Annotated in this window: 22 protein-coding genes; 13 read left to right on the plus strand and 9 right to left on the minus strand. The window is 58.2% G+C overall.

The features are described 5' to 3' along the window. Positions 1-70 precede the first annotated feature (70 nt). Together ABIE63_RS01260 and ABIE63_RS01265 are read right to left on the minus strand one after the other, a co-directional pair. On the minus strand, positions 71-1,282 hold the full coding sequence (locus ABIE63_RS01260) for a CaiB/BaiF CoA-transferase family protein (RefSeq protein ID WP_354502105.1): 1,212 nt from the start codon (positions 1,280-1,282) through the stop codon (positions 71-73). Positions 1,283-1,360: 78 nt separating this feature from the next. Continuing rightward, positions 1,361-2,284, minus strand: a complete 924-nt coding sequence (locus ABIE63_RS01265) for an AEC family transporter (RefSeq protein WP_183415412.1) — start codon at positions 2,282-2,284, stop codon at positions 1,361-1,363. Positions 2,285-2,437: 153 nt separating this feature from the next. Between ABIE63_RS01265 and ABIE63_RS01270 the strand changes: the two genes are divergently transcribed. Next, positions 2,438-3,388: an ABC transporter permease gene (locus ABIE63_RS01270; protein WP_354502108.1), complete on the plus strand. Its 951-nt coding sequence runs from the start codon at positions 2,438-2,440 to the stop codon at positions 3,386-3,388. Further along, entirely contained in the window at positions 3,385-4,326 is a 942-nt protein-coding gene (locus tag ABIE63_RS01275) for an ABC transporter permease (RefSeq protein WP_183415414.1), read from the plus strand. Before ABIE63_RS01270 ends, ABIE63_RS01275 begins: the two co-directional genes overlap by 4 nt. Positions 4,327-4,333: 7 nt before the next feature. On the opposite strand, the gene ABIE63_RS01280 is transcribed toward ABIE63_RS01275, so the two are convergent. The 7 genes from ABIE63_RS01280 to ABIE63_RS01310 all read right to left on the minus strand — a co-directional run bounded on the left by ABIE63_RS01280 (position 4,334) and on the right by ABIE63_RS01310 (position 12,330). Continuing rightward, the gene (locus ABIE63_RS01280) at positions 4,334-5,515 is read right to left on the minus strand and encodes a M20 aminoacylase family protein (protein WP_354502112.1); all 1,182 of its coding nucleotides are present in this window, start codon (positions 5,513-5,515) and stop codon (positions 4,334-4,336) included. 98 nt (positions 5,516-5,613) lie between these two features. Continuing rightward, the gene (locus tag ABIE63_RS01285) at positions 5,614-6,450 is read right to left on the minus strand and encodes a universal stress protein (RefSeq protein WP_354502115.1); all 837 of its coding nucleotides are present in this window, start codon (positions 6,448-6,450) and stop codon (positions 5,614-5,616) included. Between the two features lie 104 nt (positions 6,451-6,554). Beyond that, positions 6,555-7,619 (minus strand): ABC transporter ATP-binding protein, encoded by a 1,065-nt coding sequence (locus ABIE63_RS01290; RefSeq protein WP_183415417.1) that lies wholly within the window; start codon positions 7,617-7,619, stop codon positions 6,555-6,557. After that, complete coding sequence (locus ABIE63_RS01295; protein WP_246377445.1) at positions 7,616-8,641, minus strand: ABC transporter ATP-binding protein; 1,026 nt, start codon at positions 8,639-8,641, stop codon at positions 7,616-7,618. Before ABIE63_RS01295 ends, ABIE63_RS01290 begins: the two co-directional genes overlap by 4 nt. A gap of 4 nt (positions 8,642-8,645) precedes the next feature. After that, positions 8,646-9,617: an ABC transporter permease gene (locus tag ABIE63_RS01300; RefSeq protein ID WP_322091210.1), complete on the minus strand. Its 972-nt coding sequence runs from the start codon at positions 9,615-9,617 to the stop codon at positions 8,646-8,648. Between the two features lie 3 nt (positions 9,618-9,620). Continuing rightward, positions 9,621-10,607, minus strand: coding sequence for an ABC transporter permease (locus tag ABIE63_RS01305; RefSeq protein WP_354502120.1), 987 nt, complete (start codon positions 10,605-10,607; stop codon positions 9,621-9,623). Positions 10,608-10,731: 124 nt separating this feature from the next. Continuing rightward, positions 10,732-12,330, minus strand: coding sequence for an ABC transporter substrate-binding protein (locus tag ABIE63_RS01310; protein WP_183415419.1), 1,599 nt, complete (start codon positions 12,328-12,330; stop codon positions 10,732-10,734). Between the two features lie 318 nt (positions 12,331-12,648). On the opposite strand from ABIE63_RS01310, the gene ABIE63_RS01315 reads away from it, so the two are divergent. From ABIE63_RS01315 to ABIE63_RS01365, 11 genes are all read left to right on the plus strand, one after another. Further along, positions 12,649-14,034: an aspartate aminotransferase family protein gene (locus ABIE63_RS01315; RefSeq protein ID WP_354502124.1), complete on the plus strand. Its 1,386-nt coding sequence runs from the start codon at positions 12,649-12,651 to the stop codon at positions 14,032-14,034. 214 nt (positions 14,035-14,248) lie between these two features. After that, positions 14,249-15,460, plus strand: a complete 1,212-nt coding sequence (gene hemA, locus ABIE63_RS01320; protein ID WP_354502127.1) for a 5-aminolevulinate synthase — start codon at positions 14,249-14,251, stop codon at positions 15,458-15,460. 273 nt (positions 15,461-15,733) lie between these two features. Next, positions 15,734-16,852 carry an ABC transporter ATP-binding protein gene (locus ABIE63_RS01325; protein WP_183415422.1) on the plus strand — a complete coding sequence of 373 codons (1,119 nt, stop codon included), beginning with the start codon at positions 15,734-15,736 and terminating at the stop codon, positions 16,850-16,852. A 70-nt stretch (positions 16,853-16,922) separates the two neighbouring features. Next, positions 16,923-18,029: an ABC transporter substrate-binding protein gene (locus tag ABIE63_RS01330; RefSeq protein WP_354502130.1), complete on the plus strand. Its 1,107-nt coding sequence runs from the start codon at positions 16,923-16,925 to the stop codon at positions 18,027-18,029. Positions 18,030-18,164: 135 nt separating this feature from the next. Then, positions 18,165-19,403, plus strand: coding sequence for an ABC transporter permease (locus tag ABIE63_RS01335; RefSeq protein WP_354502133.1), 1,239 nt, complete (start codon positions 18,165-18,167; stop codon positions 19,401-19,403). 13 nt (positions 19,404-19,416) lie between these two features. Beyond that, positions 19,417-20,268: an ABC transporter permease gene (locus ABIE63_RS01340; protein WP_354502136.1), complete on the plus strand. Its 852-nt coding sequence runs from the start codon at positions 19,417-19,419 to the stop codon at positions 20,266-20,268. 263 nt (positions 20,269-20,531) lie between these two features. Then, positions 20,532-21,782, plus strand: coding sequence for a cyclopropane-fatty-acyl-phospholipid synthase family protein (locus ABIE63_RS01345; protein ID WP_354502139.1), 1,251 nt, complete (start codon positions 20,532-20,534; stop codon positions 21,780-21,782). A 134-nt stretch (positions 21,783-21,916) separates the two neighbouring features. Continuing rightward, entirely contained in the window at positions 21,917-23,440 is a 1,524-nt protein-coding gene (locus ABIE63_RS01350; RefSeq protein WP_354502141.1) for a replicative DNA helicase, read from the plus strand. Between the two features lie 3 nt (positions 23,441-23,443). After that, complete coding sequence (gene alr / locus ABIE63_RS01355; protein WP_183415428.1) at positions 23,444-24,586, plus strand: alanine racemase; 1,143 nt, start codon at positions 23,444-23,446, stop codon at positions 24,584-24,586. 26 nt (positions 24,587-24,612) lie between these two features. Beyond that, positions 24,613-25,386 (plus strand): ABC transporter permease, encoded by a 774-nt coding sequence (locus ABIE63_RS01360; protein ID WP_183415429.1) that lies wholly within the window; start codon positions 24,613-24,615, stop codon positions 25,384-25,386. Then, positions 25,383-26,168, plus strand: a complete 786-nt coding sequence (locus tag ABIE63_RS01365; RefSeq protein WP_354502144.1) for an ATP-binding cassette domain-containing protein — start codon at positions 25,383-25,385, stop codon at positions 26,166-26,168. Before ABIE63_RS01360 ends, ABIE63_RS01365 begins: the two co-directional genes overlap by 4 nt. The last annotated feature ends 22 nt before the right edge of the window (positions 26,169-26,190 follow it).

Raw genomic sequence — 26,190 nt, forward strand, 5'->3', positions numbered from 1 at the left:
CCACAGAATGACTTGGCGGTATGGTGACCCGATTTCCAGCATAAGGCCAATCACACTCTGGATAGCGCCTTTAGATCGCACCCTTTTCCCGCAACGCAGCGATCGCCGTTTCGTCAAGGCCGAGGATATCGGTCAGGACTTTATCCGTATCCGCGCCCACGGACGGTGCGGCATTCCGGTAAGTAACTTCGGTTTCCGAGAACTTGATTGGGTTGCCGATCATCTCAATGCTTCCCTTCGCGACTGCTTCATAGGGCATCGAAAGGCGCATGCCGCGCTCAAGCACCTGAGGATCGGCGAACACACGGTCCAGGGTGTTGACCGGACCGCAAGGCACGCCGAGTGCCGCCAGACCCTGGACCCAGTGATCCAGGGGCTTGGTGACGGTAATCTCGAAAAGGCGGTCGTAGAGGCTCCGGCGATTGAGCACACGATCGCTATTGGTGAGATAGCGAGGATCGTCAGGCAGTTCAGGGCAGCCTGCGTACTCGCAGAATTTGCGGAACTGACCGTCATTTCCGACCGCCAGGATAAAGTGCCCGTCACTGCTGGGCATAACCCGGTAGGGTACGATGTTGGGATGTTCGCTACCTTGCCGCACCGGCTCCTTGCCCGAGGTCAGGTAGTTCAGACCTTCATAGGTCAGCCAGGCAACTTGCGTGTCCAGAAGCGCCAGATCGATGTATTGACCCCGACCCGTGCGGGTACGGTGAAAGAGCGCCGCCAGAACCGCGCTGACAGCATACATTCCGCACATGATATCGGCGATGCCGATCCCAACCTTCATCGGATCGCCGTCGGGTTCGCCCGTCAGGCTCATGATCCCGCCCATCCCCTGCGCCAGATAATCATATCCCGCTCTGGGCGCATAGGGCCCGGTCTGCCCAAATCCCGTGATGGAGCAGTAGATCAATCCCTCGTTCAGCGCGCGCAGCGACGGATAATCGAGCCCGTACTTAGCCAGTCCTCCGACCTTGAAGTTCTCGACCAGAATATCGCAATGCGAAGCCAGGTCGCGGAGCAGCTGCTGCCCTTCGGCGGTGCTGATGTCCACCGTCACAGAACGCTTGTTGCGATTGGCCGAATGAAAGTAAGCGGCAGTCTTCACACCGTCCTTGGTTTCCACGAAGGGCGGCCCCCACCGTCTTGTATCGTCGCCTTCACCCGGGCGTTCGATCTTGATTACCTCGCCGCCCAGATCGCCCAGCAGCTGGGTTGCCGTGGGCCCGGCAAGAATACGGGTCAAGTCGAGGATTTTTAGCCCGTCGAGGGGTGCCGTCATCGTTGTCTCTCCGTCGCTTTCCGATCTGCCTTCAAGATGTCACCCCTATTGAGGTCTAAGGTCCGATTTTCTATTCCTTCACAATAAAACCGCCAGGACCAGGGGTATGGTAGCTATCGAAAGGGCGGTCTGCGCCGTGATACTCGTCGCCATAAAGTTATGATCGCCGCCCAAATGCCGGGTCATGATATAGGAGGAGATCGCCGTCGGCTGTGCGTTGAATAGGACCGCCACCGCCAAGGCCGTCCCTTCGACGCCCAGGAACCAGCACCCTGCCGCCGTAAACCCCGGCAGCAGCAACAGCTTTAAACCGGACGTCAGCGCAATCTGCGGACCGCTCACCCTCAGGGTGGAGAAGTCCAGCGTCGCGCCGACCGAAAGCAAACCCAACGCCAAAGCTGCGCGGCCCAGAATGTCCAACATCGGACCAATCACCGGCGGCAACCCAATACCGCTGACATTGAGCAGAAGCCCAAGGACACAGGCAACGATCAGCGGATTGCTGGCCAGCGTCTTGATAAAGGACGGCTCAATCCCTGTATCGCGCTCACCAAAGCGGACCAAGACGGCGACGGAGATGAGGTTTGCCAGCGGAACGATGGCGATCACACCCACGGCCGCCAGTTCCAGCCCCTCCTCGCCATAAAGCCCGAAAGCCAAGGCTAACGCGAGATAGGTATTGTATCGCACCGCTGCCTGAACGAATGCCGCGAAACGAGGGCCAGGCAAGGCTAACGCTGTCCGCAGACCAAAGCACAGCAGCACCATCGTTAGAATAGCGCCATCGATTGAGAGGATCAGCGGCAGAACCTTGCCAAGCTCCAAATCGGCCCTGGCCAGGGTTGCCACCAGTAAGCAGGGGAAGAAAACGTAATAGATCAGCTTTTCCGCCGTTGCCCAGAAATCAGCGCTGAACAGCCCGCTCCGACGCAGGAACAGACCAAAAAAGATCAGCAGGAAAACTGGCAGGGCGGCAAGCATCACGGTCAGCATGGCCGTCATGGTGCACCGGACCGGCAGGAGGTCAAGAGATCAAAACCGCAACGACGCGCCACAGGCTGGCAAGAGGTCGGGTTAATCCGCTAGGCTGATGGAAATCGCCTGCTGAATTCACAAGGCCCGAAGTTACGACAAACCGACAGGAAACGCCTGGGCATGACCACCTTTCTGATCAGACGTATGGGCGAGATCCTGGTCGTGCTGCTGATCATGTCCTTCGTCATCTACAGCCTGATCGGCCTGATGCCTGGCGACCCCATCGATCTGATGATCAGCGCCGATCCCAACCTGACCTCAGCGGACGCGGCCCGTCTGCGCAATCTCTATGGCCTCGATCAGCCCCTTGCCAGCCGCTATCTGGCTTGGCTGGGGGATGCGGTCCAGGGCGATTTCGGCTTCTCACGCCTCTTCGCCGCGCCGGCGCTTGAGGTCCTCCTGCCGCGCCTTGGCAACACGGTCCTGCTGATGGGGCTTTCCTTCGTACTGACACTGGCCATCGCCATTCCCCTCGGCATGCTGGCGGCGGCGCGCCCGCGCAGCCTTTTCGATCAGGGAGTCAACCTTTTGGCCTTTGCCGGCATTTCGGTACCACCCTTCTGGCTTGCCATCCTTCTGATGCTGCTCTTTGCGGTGACCCTGGACTGGCTGCCCGCCAGCGGCATGGGCGAGACCGGGGACCCCTGGTGGCAGCGCGCCCGCTATTTGATCCTACCGACACTGGCACTCACCCTGGCCAGTGTCGGTACATTCCTGCGCTTCACGCGAGCAGCCATGATCGAGGCGCTGCGCCAGGACTATATCCGCACCGCCCGCGCCAAGGGGCTATCCGAATGGCAACTGCTGGCGGGGCACGCGTTGCGTAATGCCATGATCCCGGTCGCCACGGTCGTGGCACTCTCCTTTGGCTCTCTCTTCTCAGGAGCGTTAATAACCGAGACCATCTTCGGCTGGCTCGGCATGGGGAAAACGATCTTCGATTCGATCATGGGCAACGATTACAACCTGGCGCTGGTCGGCCTTCTTTTCGCGACCGCCGTGACCTTGTTGGCGAACCTGCTGGCCGATCTCGCCTATGCCTGGCTCGACCCAAGGATCACCTACCGATGAGCGCCCCGCTCCTTGCAGCAGAAGCACGCGGCGCAGCGCAAGGGCTGTCCCAAGGCAACCTCTTGTTGCGGCGCTTCCTGGCGCACCGAATGGCGGTGGTCAGCCTTTTCCTTTTGATCGGTCTGGCGTCGGCTGCCCTTGCCGCACCACTCGTGGAAACCTGGATGGGTATCACCGCGGAGGATGTCGACCTCTTCAACCGCAGCGCCGGACCTTCCGCCGCCCATCCGCTGGGCACGGATGAACTGGGTCGCGACCTGCTGCTGCGCTTGCTCTATGGCGGCCGGGTATCGCTCGGCGTCGGCGTGGCCGCAGCCCTGGGTGCGATGATCCTGGGAAGCCTCATCGGCCTCCTGGCAGGCTTTTACGGCGGCTGGGTCGACGGCGTTCTGATGCGCTTCACCGACGGCGTGATTGCCCTGCCGATCCTGCCGCTACTGATCGTCCTGGCCGCTCTCGACCCCTCGAAACTAGGGCTGCCCGACGCTTGGTTGAACAGCGAGTCGGCCAGCTTCTACCGCATCGTAATCCTGATCGTGCTGGTAGGCTGGACCACGGTTGCGCGATTGGTGCGCGGCGCCACGCTGTCGCTGCGCACCCGCGAGTTCGTCCTGGCCGCCAGCGCCCTGGGAGCGAGCGGTCCGCGCATCATGCTGCGTCACATTCTGCCGAACAGTTTTTCGCCGATCCTGGTCGCAACTACCTTGTCGGTCGGAAATATCATTCTGCTCGAAAGTGTCCTCAGCTTCCTGGGGCTTGGCATCCAGCCGCCAACTCCCTCGTGGGGCAACATGCTGACCAATGCACAGGACCTGATCTACAGCGCGCCCTGGCTGGCGATCTGGCCCGGACTCCTGATCTTCGTCACCGTGATTGCCTTCAACTTCCTAGGCGACGGTCTCCAAGACGCCCTGGACCCGCGAGCGCTCAAGAAATAGTCGAGCCTCACCCCTTCATCGGTAGGGCGGTTTCGACCAGTTCGGCCCAATAGCTGGCGCCAAGGACGGCGATCTCGTCGTTGAAATCGTAATAGGGGTTGTGGATGGCGCAGCCGCCAAGCTCGCCTTCCGCGCCGTTACCGAGCCAGATGTAACAGCCCGGGCTTTCCTGAAGCATGTAGGCAAAATCCTCGGAGCCCATCTTGGGTGCGGCATTCGCATTGACGTTTTCCTTGCCCACCACCTTGGCGGCCACGGCTGCGGCCAGCAGGCTTTCCTGCTCGCTGTTGACGAGCGCCGGGTAACGGCGTTCATAGCGGAAATCCAGCGTCGCGCCGAATGCCGTGCAGATGCCGCGCCCGATGGTCTCGATCTCGCGTTCCAGCATGTCGTGGACCTCTGGCCTGAAGGAGCGCGCCGTGCCCCGGATGACCGCGTTCTCCGGCAGCACGTTCCAGGTATCGCCCGCATGGATCTGAGTCACGCTGACCACGGCGGAATCGAGCGGGTTGGTGCGGCGGCTGACGATGCTTTGCAAAGCCGTCACAATCTGACTGGCGATCACGATGGCGTCGTTGCCCGTGTGCGGCATGGCGCCGTGTGCGCCCTTGGCGTTGATGGTGATCTCGAATACATCGAATGCGGCCATGGCCGGGCCGCTGCGCAATCCCACCTGCCCGACGGGAATGCCCGGCGTGTTGTGCAGCCCATAGACCCCCTCGACCGGGAATTTATGGAACAGTCCCTCCTCCACCATGACGCGACCGCCACCCTCGTTCTCTTCGGCTGGCTGGAAGATGAAATGAACGAGGCCATCGAATTCACGGGATTTAGATAGATAACTGGCAGCGCCCAGCAACATCGCCGTATGACCGTCGTGACCGCAGCCGTGCATCTTGCCGGGAATGGTGGAGCGATGATCGAAGTCGTTCTTCTCGGTCATGTCCAACGCATCCATATCGGCGCGCAAGCCGATGGCCCGATTGCCGCCGCCCTTGCCCCTCAGGGTTCCGACAACGCCGGTCGTCGCCATACCCCGATCCACTTCAATGCCCCAAGATTCCAGCTTCTCCGCGACGATATCCGCAGTGCGGAATTCCTCGAATGCGGTCTCCGGGTGGCGGTGCAGGTCGCGCCGCCAGGTCTTCATATCGTCTTTTAGCGCGGCAATCTCTGGCTTGATGGGCATGGTGCTGTCTCTTTCCGGTTCGGCTGATAAAGAGTGGACCAAAGCCTAGCCCCACCGCAACCGGATCCGCAACCTGCGCGCAAGCCTTGATGCAACGCTCAGTGCGACATCAGCACCGGCACCGTCATGTGCTTCAGAACTTCGCGAGTGACGCCGCCCAGCACCAGTTCGCGCAACCGCGAATGGCCATAGCCGCCCATGACCAGCAGATCGCTGCCGCGATCGCTCAAGCGCGAGAGGATGGCCGAAGAAACCCCAAGCTCCGCGGCCTCCAAATGCTGGACCTCGACCTTCACGCCATGGCGTGCAAGGTGGAGCCCGATATCCGCGCCCGGTTCATCACCATGCACACCGCGGCCAGGGTTGACCGCCACAACGACAACCTGCTCGGCCATCTTCAGCATTGGCAGGGCGTCGTTGACGGCGCGCGTGGCCTCGCGCCCGCCGTTCCAGGCGATCATTACACGCTTCCCGAAACCCTTGGGCGCGCCAATGTAGGGAATCATCAGCACGGGCCTGCCGCAGGTGACAAGCACCTCCTCTGCTACACTGTTGTCGAGCGACGCCGCGTCGTCATCGTCCTGCTGCCCCAGTATGACAAGATCACTGTAGCGGGCGTGCAACGAAATTCCCGACGCCAACTCTGCTTCGGCCTTGCGCAGACGCCGAATTTCGTAGCTAACACCGCCCGCGTCGGCCGCAGCTTTAAACAGCTCGACCGCCCGTCCTTCGACCTCGGTTAGATAGGCGGCTTGTGCCTGCAGTGCGGATTTCGGTATTTGGCTGCGCAAATAGGTTGGCATAGCCGGCTCGCCCAGCGCGACCAGTCCCGTTAGGTGCGCGCCCGAGCTATTCGCCAGATCGACGGCCGCTTGCACGCGATTCTTGGCGGCCTTGCCGCCATCGACCTGTACCAAAAGATTTCTAAAGGCCATGACTCTCTCTCCTTATGAAGAGGTGAACCACCTCTTACAGATAAGCAGAGCAGTCTTTGAATAAAGCCTCATTGACCTGAATCAATCGATGACGCCGATTGTTTCTAGCGGCCGCCCTCGGGTCGCAGCGACGCGGGCAAACGTCCCTCCTCGACGCCGTGGCAACGCACCTCCCCGGTACCGACACGCAAGGGTTTGGGGGCTTCACTGCGGCAGCGATCATTGGCAAAGGGGCAACGGGGATGGAAATGGCAGCCGCCCGGCGGTGTGATTGGTGACGGCACTTCGCCTGCGATCGGGGTCCTGGCCCGCCCGGACATCTCCAAGTCCGGGATCGCATCAAGCAACATCCGCGTATAGGGATGGCGCGGCTGGGCAAAGACTTCGCGGGCGGGGCCCCATTCGACAAGACGGCCGAGATACATCACCCCGATATCGTCGGAGATATGATAGACCACCGCCAGATCGTGGCTGATGAAGAGATACGTGAGATTGAACTCTCGCTGCAGTTTCTTCATCAGATTCAAAATCTGCGCCTGCACCGATACATCCAAGGCCGAGGTTGGCTCATCGCAGATCAGGAACTCCGGTTCGCTGGCCAATGCGCGGGCGATCGAGATGCGTTGGCGCTGGCCGCCCGAGAATTCATGCGGGAACTTGATGCTATCTTCCGGCGACAGGCCGACCAGTGTCAGAAGGTCGGCGACGCGCTCCAAGATAGCCTTTTCGCCGCTGACGAGCCTGTGGAAGCGAATAGGTTCGGCGATGATGTTGCCGACCCGCCAACGTGGATTGAGGCTGGCGAAAGGGTCCTGGAAAATCATCTGCAGGCGGCGGCGTACCGGCGCCATTGCCTTGCGCGAATTGAGGGTTGCCAGATCCAGGCCTTCGATCTCCACCGAACCCGCCGAGGGTCGATACAATCCAACCACCAAACGCGCTACGGTCGACTTACCGCAACCCGACTCGCCGACCAATGAGAACGTCTTTCCCTTGGGAATTTCCAGCGATAGGTCGTCGACTGCGGTCAGGTGAACTTTCGGCTGACCCTGCAGGACCCGGTTAAGGAACGGCGGCGAGACATCGAAGGTCTTGCGCAACCCCTTGATCCGCAAGGTCGGGCCGGCGGTGGCACTCGTATCCGGCTTCGGCGCCAAAGTATCGCTCATGCGCCGCCCTCCTCTTCGATCAACCAGCAAGACGCCAGTGTCTTACCTGCGGGCATCAGACTGGGACGGTCCTGCCGGCAGCGGTCAAAAGCCTGTGGGCAACGCGGGTTAAATGCGCAGCCGCGAGGAATTTTGTTCAGGCGCGGCATGGAACCTTCGATCTGCATCAACTCTTCGCGGTCTTGGCCGACGAGGGGAATAGACCCCATCAAACCGACCGTATAGGGATGGCTGGGGCGCTTGATGACTTCCTGCACAGGGCCGATCTCCGCAATTCTTCCGGCATACATCACGGCCACCCGGTCAGCGGTTTCGGCGATAACTCCCATGTCGTGTGTCACCAGCATCACGGCGGCCCCATGGTCGCGGCAGAGACGCTTGAGAAGCGAGATGATCTGCGCCTGAATTGACACGTCCAGCGCAGTCGTCGGCTCGTCGGCAATAACCAGCTTGGGATTGACGCAAAGCGCCAACGCTATCACCACCCGTTGGCGCATGCCGCCGGAAAACTGATGAGGATATTGATCGACGCGCCGCTCCGGCGACGGGATGCCGACCTCAGCCAAAAGTTCAATGGCACGCTTGCGGGCCGCCCGCTCGCTCATGTCCGTATGGGTGCGGATTGTCTCAATCAACTGCTCGCCGACTCTGTAGAGCGGATTGAGGCTGGTGAGCGGATCCTGAAAAACCATCCCGATTTCCGCGCCGCGCAGGCGGCGCAACTTCTCGTAGGGCAGGTTATCGATGCGCTTGCCCTGGAACAGTACCTGTCCGTCGGCAATACGCCCGGGCGGCTCCAACAAACCGATTATTGCAGAGCCGGTTAGCGACTTACCGGCTCCAGACTCGCCGACGACGCCCAGAACCTCTCCCGGCTTGATGTCGAAAGAGACATCGTCAACGGCGACAAGCGTGCCGTTGCGGGTCGGAAATTCGATCCGTAGATTGCGCACCTCCAATAAGGCGTCGCTTCCAACGCGGTCTTCGCGGGCGGCTTCCATCACTGCTGACGTATCGCTCATCACGTCACCTCAGCTTGGGATTGAGCGCATCGCGCAGCCAATCCCCGAGTAAGTTCACCGCAAGCACGAGAATCGCGAGCATCGCGCCCGGGAAGATGGTGATCCACCAGAGCCCGGAGAAAAGGAAATCGTTACCGATCCGGATCAGGGTACCCAACGACGGCTGGGTTGTCGGCACGCCTACACCCAGGAACGATAGGGTCGCCTCCAAGATCACCGCCAGCGCGAGATTGATCGTCGCGATCACGAGAACCGGCCCCATCACATTCGGCAGAACATGGCGGATCATGATCAGAAGCGGTGGAATGCCGATGACGCGGGCCGCCTGAACATACTCCTTGTTCTTCTCTACCAGGGTCGATCCGCGCACCGTACGGGCGTACTGAACCCAAAACGAAAGACCGATGGACAGCACAAGGACGTAAAACGCCAACTCGTCGTGCTTGGCGCCGCCCAGAAGGCCGCGAAACACACCATCGATCAACAGGGCAATCAGGATCGCAGGGAAGGTCAATTGCACTTCCGCAATGCGCATGATGACCGCATCAACCGTGCCGCCCAGGTATCCGCTCAATAGCCCCAGGGAAATTCCCAGGACCGCCGCGAAGATCACGCTGGCAAAACCGACGCTCAGCGATATGCGTGACCCATAAAGGATCGTCGAGAGAACATCGCGGCCCTGGTCGTCCGTGCCGAGCAGGAACTGCGGATCTCCCTCGGTCGACCAGAAACCGGGAAGCTCCGAGTTCAAAAGATCAAGGGTGGCTGGGTCGAAGGGATTGTGCGGCGCGATCCAAGGCGCAAACAACGCGGAAAGCATTATGACTGCGGTGACCAACGCCGCCAGGACCGTTACCTTGGAACGGAAGAATGAGTGCGCGATATCGCTTTTGGCGGCCCGCCTGGCGCTATCGGCGAAACGGGCCATCAACCCACGCCTGACAAGTGCGTAGTCTGTGGTGCGATCAGCCGTCATGACCTAGTGCCCCCCCGTCGTCGCACGATCAACCCGCAACCGCGGATCAACCACGTAGTAGAGCATGTCAACAATCAGGTTAATCGTGACGAAAAGGAACGCGATCAGCATCAGGTAGGCCGCCATGATGGGAATATCGACGTTCTGCACCGCCTGCAGGAACATCAGTCCCATGCCGGGCCACTGGAAAACCGTTTCCGTGATGATGGCAAAAGCAATGATGGAGCCCACCTGCAGTCCTGTAATGGTGATGACCGGCACCAATGTGTTTTTCAAGGCATGACCGTAGTTGATCGCCCGGTCCGTAAGACCTCTGGCGCGAGCGAACTTGATATAGTCGGTGCGCATCACTTCCAGCATCTCCGCGCGAACGAGGCGCATGATCAGGGTCATCTGAAAAAGACCCAGGGTGATTCCCGGCATGATGATGGCCGCCAGTCCGCTGGGGGTCAAAAGTCCGGTCGTCCAGAAGCCCAGTCGGATCACCTCCCCCCGCCCGAAGGACGGCAACAGATGAAGGTTAACCGAGAAGATGAAGATCAGCAGGATGCCTATCAGGAAGGTTGGCAAGGAAATGCCAATCAACGAGATCGTCAGCAGGAATTTCGAGATCGGCGATTCCCGGTGCAAGCCGGTGTAGACCCCCATCGGAATCCCGACCAGCAGCGCAAAAAGCGCGGAAATGAAGGACAACTCCAGAGTGGCCGGCGCGCGTTCGAGGATCAGCTTGGAAACATCCTTTTTATGCTGATAGCTGATACCGAACTCGAACTGCACGGCATTGAAGAGGAAGCGGCCAAACTGAAGATAGGCAGGATCATCGAGCCCTAGGCGCTCGCGCAAGGCGGCGCGTTCGGCCAATGTCGTTTCGATGCCGACCATCTGGTTCACCGGATCGCCGACATAGCGGAACATTGTGAAGGACAGCAGGGCTACCGCCATCATGACGATGAGGGACTGGAGCAACCTTCGGACGATAAAAGCGAACATCTAGCTCACATGGCCTGGATTGTGGGAACGGACGAAACGCTGGAGAGGCAGAGTTCCGGACTACGCGCAGCTTTCCGCTGCGCGCAGCCCGTACTCTTGCAGATACGGCCTTTCCAAGCCGAGATCAGTTCTTCGTCACGTAATAGAGCATGAACTGATTGTCCGCACGCTGGGCAAGATCGATGTTGTCCGCCTTACCCCAAGCCAGACCCTGCTGATGCAGCGGGATCATGCCCCACTCGTCCTGCACGATCTTGTAGGCCTCATGGATCATGGCATCGCGTTTGGTCGGATCGGTCTCGCTCAGGATCATGTCCGTTAGCTCATCGACCCGCGCGTTACAGTAACCGCCGTTGTTGAACTTACCCCGACCGTCACTGCCGGTCTCGTCGCGGCAGATGATCAGGTTGTAGAGCACGTTCCAGCTGTCGAAGCTGCCCGGCGTCCATCCCAAGAGATAGAACGAGGTATCGTACTTCGGACCCAGCGTCTTGGCGAAATACTGCGCCTTCGGTTGCGCCAGCAAATCCACCTTCACACCGACCTTGGCGAGCATCGAAACGACCGCCTGACAGATACGCTCGTCGTTGACGTAGCGGTTGTTCGGGCAGTCCATCGTGACCTCGAAGCCATCCGGATATCCTGCCTCTGCCAGCAGTGCCTTGGCGCGTGCCGGATCATGGGCCGGGCGCTCGAACTCATCCGACCGTGAGAAAAGGAACGGCGAGACCATGATCGCGGACGGTGTGGCAAGGTTGCGCATCACCTTCTGCTTGATGGCCTCGATATCGATGGCGCGGAAGAACGCCTCACGCACACGCACGTCCTTGAAGGGGTTCTTGCCCTTCACGTTCGAGTAGAGCAGTTCGTCGCGAAACTGGTCCATGCCCAGGAAGATTGTGCGCAGCTCGGGGCCTGCCAGCACCGAAGTTCCGGCATTGCTGTTGATACGGTCCATATCCTGAACCGGAACCGGATACATCATGTCGACTTCGCCCGACAAAAGCGCCGCAACGCGTGTCGCATCAGAGGAGATCGGCGTGAAGATAACCTCCGTCAGATTATGCCGACGCTCGTCCCACCAATCCTCGTTCGGCACGAAAATGGTCTTCACATCGGTTTCGCGGCTCGTGATTTTGAACGCACCGGTGCCGTTCGTGTTGAAGGCGGCATAATTTTCCTTGCCTTCGGTCACCGAGGTGGGCTCCGTCGCGTTGTTCGCCTCGGACCACTCCTTGTCCATGATGTACCACGTCGACCATTCGTAATAGATGATGGGGTTCGGCTGCTCCGTCACGAAATCAACCGTGTAGTCATCCACTTTGACGACTTTGGTATCTGGCGTCAGGCGGGTCTTCATGTCAGACCCATCCTTGCGAACACGTTCGGCGCTGAAGACCACGTCATCCGCGTTGAAGTCGTTGCCGTTGTGGAACTTTACGCCCTTACGCAAGTGAAACCGCCAGTGCGTCGGTGAAAGCAATTCCCAGCTTTCAGCCAAGCCCGGTGAAATTTCGAGATTCGGGCCACGTTGAATCAGTCCCTCGTACACATTACCAAGGAAGCCCAAGGTGAAGGTCTCATTCAAAGAATAGGGATCGAGCGATTGCGCGTCCCCCTGGAACGCCCATTTGAGGGTTTCCGCCTTGGTCGGCGTCCCGGCGCCAGCCACCCCTATCGTTAAGGCTATCGCAGCGGCCATTGCTACTTGTTTGATTCGCATTGTCGAGGCTCCCTGTTCATTACAAAGCCATTTCTATTTATTCCAACGGCTGGATCAACAATGCTCAACAGATCCAACCGAGTTGCCGAGCCTAAGCTCGATAATGCTGCTGTCAACGCTTTCATTGTCGTTAGAAGCCCCTTGCGCAGTTGCTTTCCCGTCGGGGGTCGGCAACTGGCGCCACGCGCTCAAGAGGGCTTTCCCCAATCTGGCAGCAAGAGTATAGAGACGATAGCCCAGATGTGGGCGACGGATTTGCAGCAATGCGCCAGTTTTCTGTGCGCTTTCAAACCTCAGGCGGTGCGGAGGAATCACCCCATGAACGTCAGGCCTAACTCTCCAGCGGCGCGCGATATCGCCCATCATCTTCACCCCTACACCAATTGGCGTAAGCACGAAGCCGATGGTCCGCTGATCATAAACAGCGGTAAGGGTATTTATGTTCAGGACGATCAGGGCAAGGAGTACATCGAAGGCATGGCCGGCCTCTGGTGTACCTCGCTCGGGTTTGGCGAAGAGCGACTGGTCCAGGCCGCCGCCGAGCAGATGCGCAAGCTGCCCTACTATCATGCGTTCGCGCACAAGAGCCACAATCCCGGCATTGATCTTGCCGAGCGCCTAGCGGATATGACGCCCGGAGACCTGAATCATGTGTTTTTCGCAAACTCGGGCTCCGAGGCAAACGACACGGTGGTGAAGTTCGTCTGGTATTTCAATAACGCCCTCGGTCGCCCGGAAAAGAAGAAGATCATCAGCCGGATCAAGGGCTATCACGGGGTTACGGTCGCTTCGGCCAGCATGACCGGATTGCCGAACAATCACCGCGACTTCGACCTGCCGATTGCCAACATTCTGCACACCGAATGCCCGCACTACTATCGATTCGGCCAGGCAGGCGAGACCGAGGACGCTTTCGCGACGCGCATGGCCGACGCGTTGGAAGCCAAGATTCTTGAAGAGGGCCCGGAAACGGTCGCGGCCTTCATTGGCGAGCCGGTCATGGGCGCAGGCGGCGTCATCGTGCCGCCTAGAACCTACTGGAAAAAAATACAGGCGGTTTGCCGCAAGTACGACATTCTCGTCATTGCCGACGAAGTCATTTGCGGCTTTGGCCGAACCGGCGAGATGTTCGGCAGCCAAACTTTCGAAATCCAACCCGATATCATGGTTGTGGCCAAGCAACTCTCGTCTGCCTACCTGCCTATTTCCGCCGTGATCATCAGCGACAAGGTCTATGATGCGTTGGCGGACAACAGCGCGAAGATCGGCACATTCGGACATGGATACACCTATAGCGGTCATCCGGTGGCTGCCGCGGTCGCTGTCGAAACGCTGAAGATATACGAAGAGCGGGACATTCTTTCCCATGTGAAGGCCGTTGCACCGCTGTTCCAGGAAGGGCTTCGAAAGTTTGCGGATCACCCCCACGTCGGTGAAGTGCGCGGCGTCGGCTTGGTCGGCGCAATCGAACTGGTGGCCGACAAGTCCACGAAGGCTAGCTTCGACCCGGCCGGACCGGTCGGTGTCCAATTGGATAAGCGCGCGATAGCCAACGGCGTTATCCTGCGTAATATCGTCGACTCCCTTGCCTTTTGCCCTCCGCTCATCATCACGGATAAGCAGATCAAGGAACTCTTTGATCGCTTTGGCAAAGCGCTTGACGAAACGGAAGCATGGATCAAGGCAGAAGGCCTCGCTGTTTGAGGTCGTGACGCCGGATTCCTGAATTTATGATGATCGACCTGCGCCCACGGCACGTGACGTCGCCGACGCAGGTCGATCACTTCTATGCGAGACAGTCCGCCGCACTTGACGAGACTTAGCCGCTTTCCCCTAGAATGCCACTGTCGTTGCTCGTCATAATTAGTTCACCCGATGGTGTCCTAGTTATGAATTCTGTGTTTGAAGAAGAAAATAAATGGATTACAACGGTTTTTTCAAACAACATATTAATTCTTTGAAGGCTGAAGGGCGATATCGAACCTTCGCCGATCTGGAGCGGCGTGCAGGTCAATTCCCGACAGCGGTTCAACACGATGCATCCGGAGAACGTGACGTAGTCGTTTGGTGTTCGAATGACTATCTCGGCATGGGTCAGCACCCAGAGGTACTTGCTGCCATGCATCAAGCGCTAGAACGTTGCGGCGCGGGGGCCGGTGGGACCCGAAACATCTCCGGCACCAATCACTATCACGTGGTTCTGGAGCGAGAGCTTTCATCCTGGCATGAGAAAGAAGCGGCTCTACTCTTTACTTCGGGATACGTCGCCAATTGGACGGCCCTGTCCACACTTGCCGCGCGCCTACCCAATTGTATTGTCTTTTCCGATTCGCTCAATCATGCCTCGATGATCGAAGGCATTCGTCATTCGCGGGCGGAGAAGCGTATTTTCAAGCACAACGATCCGGAAGATCTGAAACGCGCGCTAGCAGCGGCCCCTGCCGATTCAGCTAAGATCGTCGCCTTCGAGTCCGTTTATTCGATGGATGGCGATAAAGCCCCTATCGGACCGCTGTGCGATATCGCACACGCCTATGGTGCCTTGACCTATCTCGACGAGGTGCACGCCGTCGGACTCTACGGAATTGCCGGGAGCGGTGTCGCGGAAGAGCAAGGCGTGATTTCAAAGGTGGATTTGATCCAGGGCACGCTGGGCAAAGCTGTTGGATGCATTGGCGGGTACATCGCCGGCTCGTCGGCACTTGTTGATTTTGTGCGCTCCTACGGTTCCGGCTTTATTTTCACCACGGCCCTGCCGCCGGCGATAGCAGCGGGTGCGACGGCCAGTGTGCGATTTCTCAGGACACACCCCGAGATCCGCGCCCGTCATCAAGAGCGTGCGGCGACCTTGAAGACACTGTTAAACGACGCAGGTTTGCCTGTGCTGCCTTCGGAAAGCCACATCGTTCCGGTGCTGGTCGGAGAAGCCAAGCTTTGCAAGGCGTTGTCGGACATTCTGCTTCAGGACTACAGGCTTTATGTGCAGCCCATCAACTACCCGACTGTTCCTCGCGGAACCGAGCGTTTGAGGCTCACGCCTTCACCGCTTCATGATGACGCCGCCATGGCCGCTCTGGTGGAAGCATTGCAGGAATCATGGCACCGCGTTGGCTTGGAGTTGGTTGCTTAAGCCCAAAATTCTCGCTTAATTATTTAGATATTTCAGACAGTTAACATAACTTTTCTTTGCTTTCCTTGACCCGCCGGTCAATGAACCTCTATGCTTCCCCTGTTAAAAAGATAAAAAACGTTGAACAGGGATAGGGCGTAACAGGCACCTTGAGGCAAGGCAATTGAGTTTGCTTTGCCGGAGTGGGTGGGGTTTTCCAAAAAACCCTGATCTCGGTCACGTGCGCATACCGCGTCCTGTGATTGGAGGTCTGTTGGATACGGCAGGGGAGACATGGGGGAAAACAAAGACATCATCGTGAAATTCGACGGGGTTCAAAAGAGCTACGACGGAGAAATCCTCGTGGTGAAGGACCTCAATCTTGACATCGAACGAGGTGAATTCCTCACAATGCTTGGGCCTTCCGGCTCGGGTAAGACCACCTGTCTTATGATGCTGGCCGGTTTCGAACCCGCCACGCACGGCGAGATCTATCTGAACGAGCAGCCCATCAACAATGTACCGCCACACAAACGCGGTATCGGGATGGTTTTCCAGAATTATGCACTCTTTCCGCATATGACGGTTGCGGAGAACCTCGCCTTCCCTCTCGAAGTTCGCAAGTTAGACAAGGCGACGATCGAGCAGAAGGTAACCCGTGCCTTGGAAATGGTCCGCCTGGACCAGTTCGGCGGTCGGCGTCCGGCGCAGTTGTCCGGTGGCCAGCAACAACGTGTTGCTGTTGCCCGCGCGCTGGTTTTCGAGCCTGATCTGGTGTTGATGGATGAACCGCTCGGCGCACTCGATAAGAATCTGCGCGAAGAAATGCAGTACGAGATCAAGCACATCCACGACCAACTCGGCGTGAGTGTGGTCTACGTAACACACGACCAGTCCGAAGCCTTAACCATGTCAAATCGCGTTGCCGTGTTTGATGACGGCGTCATCCAGCAACTTGCGGCGCCCGATGTCCTCTACGAAGAGCCGGTCAATGCGTTCGTCGCCTACTTCATTGGTGAGAACAATCGACTCTACGGCACCGTGAAGGATGAAGACTCCAAGATGTGCCGTGTCGAACTGGACAACGCGGGCGGCGATATCAAGGCCTTGGCGGTCAACATCGATGGAACCGGTAGCCGCACCACGCTTTCCTTGCGGCCTGAACGTGTGAAGATTCTTTCTGAAAGTGATTCAGCCGACAACGTGATGCAAGGCAAGGTCGAGGAGCTGATTTACCTCGGCGATCACGTCAGGACCCGCATGACGGTCGCGGGCAACGACCAATTTATTGTCAAAATTCCGAACGCTCACGGTCATCCCATATTGCATGTCGGCGATACCGTGAAACTGGGATGGGCGGCTGAAGACTGCCGCGCACTCGACGCCCCCGCTGGAGGCGGTGATCCAGCGTGAGAATGAAACCGCTGCCCACGCGAGGCAGGGTTTCTGCGCAACTAACAAATGAGAACTAGGAGATTCAAGTATGAGAAGACTTTTTCATAGTGTGTCATTAGCGGCTGGTGCAGCCCTTCTGACCACCGGCGCGGCTAACGCCGTCGACCTGACCATCGTTTCATGGGGCGGTGCTTACACCGCCAGCCAACAGAAGGCCTATCACGAGCCCTATATGGCAGCAAACCCGGGCGTTACCATCATCAATGATGATTCCGCCGCCGAAGGCCTTGCCAAGCTTCGCGCTCAGGTTGAAGCAGGCAATGTTACCTGGGATCTGGTGGACATGGTTGCCTCCGACGCCATCACAGCGTGCGATGAAGGCCTGGCCATGGAGATTGATCCCGATAAGGTTCTGGCTCCGGCTCCGGATGGTACGCCGGCATCCCAGGACTTCTTTGACGGCACCTTGACGGTCGGCGGCACCAACTGCTTCATTCCGCAGATCGTGTACTCCACCACATTCGGTTATCGTACCGACAAGGTGGGCGACAAAGTCCCGACGACGATCGCCGACGTGTTCGACCTGGAGAAGTTCCCGGGCAAGCGCGCCCTGGAAAAGAAGCCCATCAATAATCTCGAGTGGGCTCTGATCGCCGACGGCGTACCAGGCGACAAGGTCTATGAAGTGCTCGACACGCCCGAGGGTGTGGAACGCGCCTTCGCCAAGCTCGACACCATCAAGGACCAGGTCATCTGGTGGAGCAAAGGCGCCGTCCCGCCGCAGCTTCTAGCCGACGGTGAGGTCGTGATCGCTTCAGCTTACAACGGCCGTCTCTTCAACGCGATTGCGGTTGAGAGTCAGCCCATCGCCATGATGTGGGATTGGCAGGCGTTCGACCTCGACGGCTGGGTTATTCCGGCCGGTGCCAAGAACCTCAACGCGGTGACGGATTACCTGTACTACGCCACTGACACGCAGCGTCTGGCTGACCAGGCCAAGTTCATATCCTATGGACCGGCCCGCAAATCTTCGGCGCCGTTGGTGGGCAAACATGCTGATCTCGGCATCGACATGAAGCCGCACATGCCGACCGACCCGGCAAACGCCAAGAACGTGTTGCAGTTCGACTATGTCTGGTGGGCGGATAACCGCGCCGACATGGACGAGCGCTTCAACGCTTGGCTCGCCCAGTAAGGGCATAGGGACATGCGGTGCGGTCAATTTTTTGACCGCACCGCGCCTCCCGCACATTTAGTTAGTCAATTTTCAAGCCCTTGACCGAAGAACGGGGAACAAGCGATGGCTGATACAGGAAGCTCAGCGGCTGTAATGACCACATCCGATGGCATACCGCTCAAGGTAAGCCTTCAGCGGGCCCTGCGTCGCAGCCGACGTCGCGCCTTCTTTTTGGTTCTTCCATTGCTGGCGTTCCTGACAATCAGCTTCGTCTTACCCATTTTCGACATGCTGTTCCGTTCGGTCGACAACACCATTGTCCCGCAGAATCTTCCGAGTGTCGTGAAAGCGATTGAAGACTGGGATCCCAAAGCCTCGGAACTGCCGAGCGAAGCCGTCTACGAGGCCATGGTCAAGGACATTCAGATCGGCTTCGAGGAAAAAACCCTGGGTTCGCTTGCCCGCCGCCTAAACTATGACTTGACCGGCTCGGCAAGCCTGTTCCGCAAATCAGGGCGGCGCGCGTCGAAAATCGAAGGGGCCCCCTACAAAGAACAACTGATCGAAGTCGACGAGGATTGGGGCGATCCCGCGATTTGGAACCTTATTAAGCGCGAAAGCGATTCCTTGACGGCCTCCTATTTTCTGTCCGCCGTTGACATGCGGTACGATGAGCAGGGCGACATCGCCATGCAGCCAGACTATCAACAGATTTACTTGAAGCTGTTCTGGCGCACCTTGGTCATAAGCGCCGTCATCACTGGGCTATGTATCCTGCTTGGCTATCCGGTTGCTTATTTGATGGCCACCCTGCCCCTGCGCTCCAGCAATCTGTTGATGATCTTGGTGTTGCTGCCGTTCTGGACCTCGTTGCTGGTCCGCACGACCGCATGGATCGCGCTGCTGCAAACCCAGGGCGTGCTCAACGACCTTTTGGTAGCAGTTGGCGTGATCAGTGACGATGGCCGCATCCGCATGATCTACAACCAGACAGGCACGATCGTAGCAATGACCCATATTCTGTTGCCCTTCATGATCCTGCCGCTCTATTCGGTGATGAAGACAATACCGCCGTCCTACATGCGCGCTGCCCGCTCCATGGGCGCCAATCCCTTTACGGCCTTTGTGCGGGTCTACATGCCCAACACCGTGGCCGGAGTCGGCGCGGGAAGCATTCTTTGCTTCATTCTGGCGATTGGTTACTACATCACGCCAGCCTTGGTTGGCGGCCAGTCGGGAACCCTGATTTCTAACTTCATCGCCAACCACATCAGCGTGACGCTGAACTGGGGTCTTGCGGCCGCCTTGGGGGTCATTCTGCTAGGATTGGTGATGCTGCTGTACGTGATCTACGACCGGATCGTCGGCATCGACAACATGAAGCTCGGTTAAGGAGAAGCGACACATGGCACTTCCAGCCCACGCCGGCACCGGAGAGCGCATCTGGTACTACACCTATCGTATCATTTGCGCGGCAATCTTCGTGTTCTTGATCGGCCCGATCTTCATCATCGTGCCGCTAAGCTTCAATGCGGCGCCTTACTTTACCTTCACGCCGGAGATGCTGTCCTTCGATCCGGCGGGATACAGTCTGCGCTGGTACGAGGATTTCTGGACCGACATCAACTGGCAACTTGCTATTAGAAACAGCGTCATAATTGGTATTTTCGCGACGCTAATTTCGACGTCCCTAGGAACGCTGGCAGCGTTGGGACTCAGCCAGTCGACGATGCCCTACAAGTCGGCCTTCATGGCGCTGCTGATATCGCCAATGATCGTGCCGCTGATCATCTCCGCTGCGGGGATGTACTTCTTCTATTCACGCATCGGCCTAGCCTCCACTCATATTGGCGTCATCCTCGCCCACGCAGCATTGGGAACGCCTTTTGTGGTAATCACCGTTACCGCCACGCTTGTCGGCTTTGACCGATCGCTGATACGCGCCGCGAACAATCTCGGCGCGACCCCGACCAGGACTTTCTTCAAGGTGATTGTTCCGCTGATTCTGCCTGGCGTCATTTCTGGTGGGCTCTTCGCATTCATCACGTCATTCGACGAGGTCGTGGTGGTCCTGTTCGTCGGTTCGGTCGAACAGCGTACGATCCCCTGGGCGATGTTCTCCGGAATCCGCGAACAGATCAGCCCGACGATCCTTGCCGTCGCCACGTTGCTGGTTCTCTTGTCGATCATGCTTTTGACGACGCTGGAACTCCTACGTCGACGGTCGGAGCGCCTGCGGGGCATGTCACCCGGCTGACCATTCAAGCAGACAAACCGTCTCTGCGTTGCAACGCGCCTCCTTTTCCTGGGAGGTGCGTTCTTCGTATCTGGGAGAAAGAGGTTCCATCCTGACGAACATGGCTGGCGGGGGTTGACCGAGAGGGGGTTGACCAGGGGGGGTGACCAGGGGGGGTTGAATCGTCAAATCCGGAGAGGCACAATCCAAAAGCTTTGGATATCAGTGGGTCACCTGCTTACCACATGCAACTCAGGACAACTGGGGGCAAGGGAGAGCGAGCCATGCTGTTTAAAAAACTGCTCCACTATACTATCCGCGAAGGAGCACTTCGCCTCATAGACCACAACGGACAGGTCGAGGTAATCGGCGACGGCACTCCACCTTGTTGCACGCTTAGACTCGTTCGGCCGCAGCGCATGGCAAGACTGCTTAAGAGCCCGGTCCTTGGGATCACCGAAGGTTACATGGACGGCGACTGGATGATTGAGGATGGCGATGTGCGCACCTTTCTCGATCTAGCGGCGCGGAACTATCACTATTTGGAGACCCACCCCCTAACCAAACTGGCCGACGCACTGCTTCGCAGAGGTCGCCGTTTGAAGCAGTTCAATCCCAAACCTAGAGCCCGCAAGAACGTGGCCCACCATTACGACCTTTCCAGCGAGCTCTATGACCTGTTCCTTGACAGTGACCGCCAGTATTCCTGCGCTTACTTCTTGGACCCGCGCGATGACATCGAAACCGCGCAGACGCAGAAAAAACGCCACATAGCCGCAAAGCTTCTGCTCGACAGGCCGGGGCTGAAGATCATGGATATCGGCTCGGGCTGGGGTGGGCTCGGCATCAGCCTGACAAAGGCAGCCGACTGTACGGTTAAGGGCGTCACGCTATCGATTGAGCAACACAAGCTCTCCAACGAGAGAATCCGAAGAGAAGGCCTTGAATCGAAAATCCGTTTCGATCTCCAGGACTATCGCGAGGAACAGGACCGGTATGACCGCATTGTGTCGGTCGGCATGTTCGAGCACGTCGGCAAGGCCAATTATCGTGAATTCTTCCGCAAGACCCATGACCTGCTGGCGGATGATGGCGTGTTTCTGCTGCATACCATCGGGCGTCTGAACGAGCCCGGCCCCATCAACCCCTTTATCCGTAAGTACATCTTCCCAGGCGCCGACGTCCCGACACTATCGGAATTGACGCCGATCATCGAAGAGTCAGGACTTTTGATAACCGATATCGAGATTCTTCGCCTGCATTATGCCGAAACGCTCAGGCTTTGGTTCGAGGCTTTCCAGGCCAACCGCGAGAAGGTCAAAGCGCTTTATGACGAGCGCTTCTGCCGCATGTGGGAAATGTACCTCGTCGGCTGTGAAATGGGCTTTAGACATCAGCACCTGGTGGTTTACCAAATACAACTCGCCAAACAGATCGACACCGTCCCCCTCACCCGCGATTACATGTTTGAATGGGAACGTGCCGCTGGCGACGCGCAAAAGCCTCAAAGCAAAGACCAAGCCGCAGCGGAATAGAGTCTCATTAGGATCGACTCGTCTGTAGGGTTTAGGCTCAATAACTGCGGCTGGGTGATTCTATCCCCATCTTCCTCGTAATTAATGAGCAATCCACAGGCCGCGGATTGCGTAGGTCTTGCTATTGTCGAGCCATGGAAACAGGAACCGCCAACATTCATTCGCTGCGCGACACAGATCGAGAGTCCCCCAGCCGCGAGATCCCGGTCAACTTCGAGGCCGAGCAAGCCTTGCTGGGGGCTTTGCTGTCCAACAATGACGTCATGGAACGAATATCCGACTATCTGGCGGCCGAGCATTTCGCGGACCCAGGACACAATCGTATATTCGCGGCCTGCAAGCGGTTGATCGAACGCGGCCAACTGGCAACGCCGGTTACCCTGAAGAATTACTTCGAACAGGCCGAAGAACTGAGCGAGGTCGGCGGCGCGCAGTATCTGGCCAAACTCGCGGGCTCGGTGGTTTCGATCATTAACGCATCGGACTATGCGCAAACGATTTATGATCTGCATTTGCGGCGCCAGCTCATTGGGTTGGGTGAGGATGTCGTCAACGAAGCCTTCAACTATGATCTGGAGATGCCGGCCGTCACCCAGATTGAACTGGCAGAGGAAAAACTCTACCGGCTCGCCGAGGAAGGCCAAAGCGAAGCCGATCTCAGGCATTTTTCCAAGGCCGTGGAAGAAGCCGTCATCCAAGCAGAGCTTGCATTTAAAAGAGACGGTCAGCTTGCCGGCGTGGCGACAGGCCTGCGCGACCTCGATCAACTCTTGGGCGGCCTGCACAGTTCGGACTTGCTGATCCTGGCCGGACGGCCCGCGATGGGCAAGACGGCGTTGGCCACCAATATCGCCTTCAACGCGGCGAAACGCCTGAAGTACGAGACCGATTCCCAAGGAAACAAAAAGGTCATCGACGGGGCTGTCGTCGGTTTCTTCTCTTTAGAGATGTCGGCGGAGCAGTTAGCCACCCGCATCATGGCCGAGCAGAGCGATATCTCCTCTGAAAAGATTCGCCGCGGCGACCTTTCCGAACAGGACTTCAACAAGCTGGTGAAGGTGCAGGCTGACCTTGAGCGCCTACCGGTTTACATCGATGACACACCCGCTATTTCAGTCAGTCAACTGCGCACACGTGCCCGACGCCTCAAGCGGCGCAACGATCTCGGCCTGATTGTCGTTGACTACCTGCAACTGATGCGCCCCACGCAAGGTGCGCGCAGCGAGAACCGGGTTCAGGAAATCTCGGATATTTCGCGTGGCCTGAAAGCCATCGCCAAGGAACTCAATGTCCCGGTCCTGGCTTTATCCCAGCTTTCGCGCGCCGTCGAACAGCGCGAGGACAAGCGCCCGCAGCTATCCGATCTGCGTGAGTCCGGCTCCATCGAGCAGGATGCGGACGTGGTCATGTTCGTCTTCCGCGAGCAGTACTATCTCGAGAAAGCAGAGCCCGTGCGCAAGGCTGACGAGGCGGAGGACCGCTTCAACGAACGGCACGACCTCTGGAAGGAGCGCTGCGAAAAAGCATACGGCCTGGCCGAGGTGATCATAGGTAAGCAACGCCACGGTCCAACCGGCAAGGTCACGCTTCATTTCGAGGGCTCGGCAACGCGCTTCTCCGACTATACAGCCGATGATCATTTGCCGGAGCGTTACTGAGCTATGGCCGACCACGTGCCGGGTTCCAAGGTGGACGTCTCTTCCATTGCCTGCGGGCGTCTGACGATCAATCTTTCGGCGCTGGCGGAAAACTACCGGCTTCTAGCCGCCAAGGTTGCGCCCGCGGCCTGTGCGGCGGTTGTGAAGGCCGATGCCTATGGCTTGGGAATCGAGAAAGTGGTTCCGGTTCTAGTTCAAGCCGGTGCACGCCTGTTCTTCGCCGCACTTCCCGAAGAAGGGCGAAAAGTTCGCCGCCTTCTCGATGCCATGGGTGCGAGCGCCGATGTCTATGTTCTTGCCGGCCTGGTACCCGGCACAGCGGCGCTCTATTTGGATGAGGGTGTCATTCCCGTCCTGAACGATCTCGCTCAGGTGGAAAACTGGGCCAGACTCTCGACGGAGCGAAACGGGACGCCCCTGCCCTGTGCACTGCATATCGACAGCGGCATGAACCGGTTGGGACTCGATTCGGAGGAGCTTGAGCGTCTGCTGTCACAGCCGCAGTTGCTCGCGGCCTTGGATCTTCGGGTGATCATGAGCCACCTTTGTAGCGCCGATGAGCCCGACAACTCACTGAATGACGAGCAACACACACTGTTCTCCAGGGCGCTTTCCCGCCTGCCTAAATCAGCGGCGAGTTTGGCCAATTCGTCCGGCATTTTTCTGGGCCAACGCTTTCATTTCGACCTGGCGCGCCCGGGGATCGCACTTTATGGCTGCAACCCAACGCCCGGCAAACCCAACCCAATGCATCAAGTGGTTACGCTTGAAGGAAAAATCCTTCAGGTTCGCGGAATTGACGCTCCTCAGAGCGTTGGCTATGGTGCGACCTACCGAGTTACGGGTCCGGGGCGCATCGCCACGGTAGGAGTGGGCTATGCGGACGGATATCTTCGTAGCCTTTCCAATAAGGGCAGAGCATTCGCGCAAGGTGTCGCCTTGCCACTGGTAGGGCGGGTGTCAATGGATTTGACCACCTTTGACATCAGCGCGCTTGCAGAAGGCAGCCTCAAGCCCGGCGACTGGGTGGAACTAATTGGCGAGAACGTTACCCTCGATGAGGTTGGCCATACCGCCGGAACGATAGGATACGAGATACTGACGGACCTGGGTCGTCGCTATCACCGCGTCTACGAAGACGCCTGAATTTTTAGGGGATAAGAGCCGCCCACATGCCGATTTTGCAGCCTATCGGTCAGCTAGTCCTCCGCCTCCTGGAAAAGATCGGACGGCTCGTACTCTTTGCAGGCCTGGCAGTGTCTCATTGCCTGCGCCCGCCGTTTTATCCGCGCCTCATTCTGCGCCAGATGCTCGATATCGGATTCTACTCGCTGCCGGTCGTAGGATTGACCGCGATTTTCACGGGCATGGTGCTCGCTTTGCAAAGCTACACCGGCTTTGCGCGATTTTCCGCCGAGAGCGCCATTCCCAACGTCGTGGTCGTTTCTATTACGCGCGAATTGGGGCCGGTTCTGGCGGGCCTGATGGTCGCGGGCCGTGTCGGCGCAGCGCTTGCAGCGGAAATCGGCACGATGCGCGTGACAGAGCAAATCGATGCGTTGACGACGCTTGCCACCAATCCCTTCAAGTACCTGATTGCGCCACGCATCATAGCCGGAATCGCGATGTTGCCCTTGCTGGTCTTGGTGGCAGACATCATTGGCGTGTTCGGCGGTTATCTCGTGTCCGTCTACAAACTTGGCTTCAATCCGAGCAACTACCTGAAGAATACCGTAGATTTCCTTCAGCCAACCGATGTGATTTCCGGTCTGGTGAAGGCTGCGGTCTTCGGGTTCCTGGTCAGTTTGATGGGCTGCTATCACGGCTACCATTCGCGCGGAGGTGCGCAGGGTGTAGGGACCGCAACGACCAATGCCGTGGTCTCCGCTTCTATCCTGATCCTGTCCTTCAACTACGTCATAACGGAGCTCTTTTTCTCACGATGACGGATAACAGCACTGTTCCCATGATCCGCATGCAAGGGGTTGCTAAGTCCTTCGGCCCCAAGAAGGTTCTGCGTGGTGTGGACCTGGACCTTGCCCGCGGCGGGTCGCTGGTCATCATTGGCGGGTCGGGCAGCGGCAAATCCGTTATGTTGAAGTGCATCCTGGGCCTTGTGGAACCCGATGCGGGAGTGATCGAGGTTGAAGGAACGGAAGTGACCGGGCTCAGTGGCCAGGCGCGTGACACGGTCAATCGCAAGATTGGCATGCTGTTCCAGAACGCAGCGCTCTTTGATTCCCTCAACGTTTGGCAGAACGTCGCCTTTGGCCTCATCCAGGGCGAAGGTATGGGCAGCAAGCAAGCCAAAGATATCGCCTACGACAAGCTCGCGGCGGTCGGCCTCAGTGCCGAGGTTGGTGAGCTATCGCCGGCGGAACTGTCCGGCGGCATGAAAAAACGCGTCGGCCTGGCGCGCGCGATCGCCACGGAACCGGCGATCATCTTTTTTGATGAGCCGACAACCGGCCTGGACCCGATCATGGCAGACGTCATCAACGAGCTGATCGTCGAAACGGTCACCAAGCTGGGCGCAACGGCGCTCTCGATCACCCACGACATGGCCAGCGCCCGGAAAATCGGCCACCGTGTCGCCATGCTCTTTGAAGGCCGCATTATCTGGACCGGCCCGGTAGAAGAAATAGATCACTCCGGAAACGATCATGTGGATCAGTTCATCAACGGCCGTGCCGAAGGACCGATCCGCATGCAGGTGCGTGCCCCTTAGCGGAAGACAGGAGGAGAGCGCC

The organism is Limibacillus sp. MBR-115 (assembly GCF_040549425.1).
GTDB lineage: Bacteria > Pseudomonadota > Alphaproteobacteria > Kiloniellales > CECT-8803 > Limibacillus > Limibacillus halophilus.

Bases quoted from the DNA above. Each gene is read 5' to 3' on its own strand.
- ABIE63_RS01295 (WP_246377445.1), bottom strand. From the start codon at position 8,641: ATGAGCGATACGTCAGCAGTGATGGAAGCCGCCCGCGAAGACCGCGTT.
- ABIE63_RS01345 (WP_354502139.1), top strand. From the start codon at position 20,532: ATGCTGTTTAAAAAACTGCTCCACTATACTATCCGCGAAGGAGCACTT.
- ABIE63_RS01365 (WP_354502144.1), top strand. From the start codon at position 25,383: ATGACGGATAACAGCACTGTTCCCATGATCCGCATGCAAGGGGTTGCT.
- ABIE63_RS01350 (WP_354502141.1), top strand. From the start codon at position 21,917: ATGGAAACAGGAACCGCCAACATTCATTCGCTGCGCGACACAGATCGA.
- ABIE63_RS01290 (WP_183415417.1), bottom strand. From the start codon at position 7,619: ATGAGCGATACTTTGGCGCCGAAGCCGGATACGAGTGCCACCGCCGGC.
- ABIE63_RS01325 (WP_183415422.1), top strand. From the start codon at position 15,734: ATGGGGGAAAACAAAGACATCATCGTGAAATTCGACGGGGTTCAAAAG.
- alr (WP_183415428.1), top strand. From the start codon at position 23,444: ATGGCCGACCACGTGCCGGGTTCCAAGGTGGACGTCTCTTCCATTGCC.
- ABIE63_RS01300 (WP_322091210.1), bottom strand. From the start codon at position 9,617: ATGACGGCTGATCGCACCACAGACTACGCACTTGTCAGGCGTGGGTTG.
- ABIE63_RS01330 (WP_354502130.1), top strand. From the start codon at position 16,923: ATGAGAAGACTTTTTCATAGTGTGTCATTAGCGGCTGGTGCAGCCCTT.
- ABIE63_RS01315 (WP_354502124.1), top strand. From the start codon at position 12,649: ATGAACGTCAGGCCTAACTCTCCAGCGGCGCGCGATATCGCCCATCAT.
- ABIE63_RS01260 (WP_354502105.1), bottom strand. From the start codon at position 1,282: ATGACGGCACCCCTCGACGGGCTAAAAATCCTCGACTTGACCCGTATT.
- ABIE63_RS01305 (WP_354502120.1), bottom strand. From the start codon at position 10,607: ATGTTCGCTTTTATCGTCCGAAGGTTGCTCCAGTCCCTCATCGTCATG.
- ABIE63_RS01265 (WP_183415412.1), bottom strand. From the start codon at position 2,284: ATGACGGCCATGCTGACCGTGATGCTTGCCGCCCTGCCAGTTTTCCTG.
- ABIE63_RS01360 (WP_183415429.1), top strand. From the start codon at position 24,613: ATGCCGATTTTGCAGCCTATCGGTCAGCTAGTCCTCCGCCTCCTGGAA.
- hemA (WP_354502127.1), top strand. From the start codon at position 14,249: ATGGATTACAACGGTTTTTTCAAACAACATATTAATTCTTTGAAGGCT.
- ABIE63_RS01340 (WP_354502136.1), top strand. From the start codon at position 19,417: ATGGCACTTCCAGCCCACGCCGGCACCGGAGAGCGCATCTGGTACTAC.
- ABIE63_RS01275 (WP_183415414.1), top strand. From the start codon at position 3,385: ATGAGCGCCCCGCTCCTTGCAGCAGAAGCACGCGGCGCAGCGCAAGGG.
- ABIE63_RS01285 (WP_354502115.1), bottom strand. From the start codon at position 6,450: ATGGCCTTTAGAAATCTTTTGGTACAGGTCGATGGCGGCAAGGCCGCC.
- ABIE63_RS01270 (WP_354502108.1), top strand. From the start codon at position 2,438: ATGACCACCTTTCTGATCAGACGTATGGGCGAGATCCTGGTCGTGCTG.
- ABIE63_RS01280 (WP_354502112.1), bottom strand. From the start codon at position 5,515: ATGCCCATCAAGCCAGAGATTGCCGCGCTAAAAGACGATATGAAGACC.
- ABIE63_RS01310 (WP_183415419.1), bottom strand. From the start codon at position 12,330: ATGCGAATCAAACAAGTAGCAATGGCCGCTGCGATAGCCTTAACGATA.
- ABIE63_RS01335 (WP_354502133.1), top strand. From the start codon at position 18,165: ATGACCACATCCGATGGCATACCGCTCAAGGTAAGCCTTCAGCGGGCC.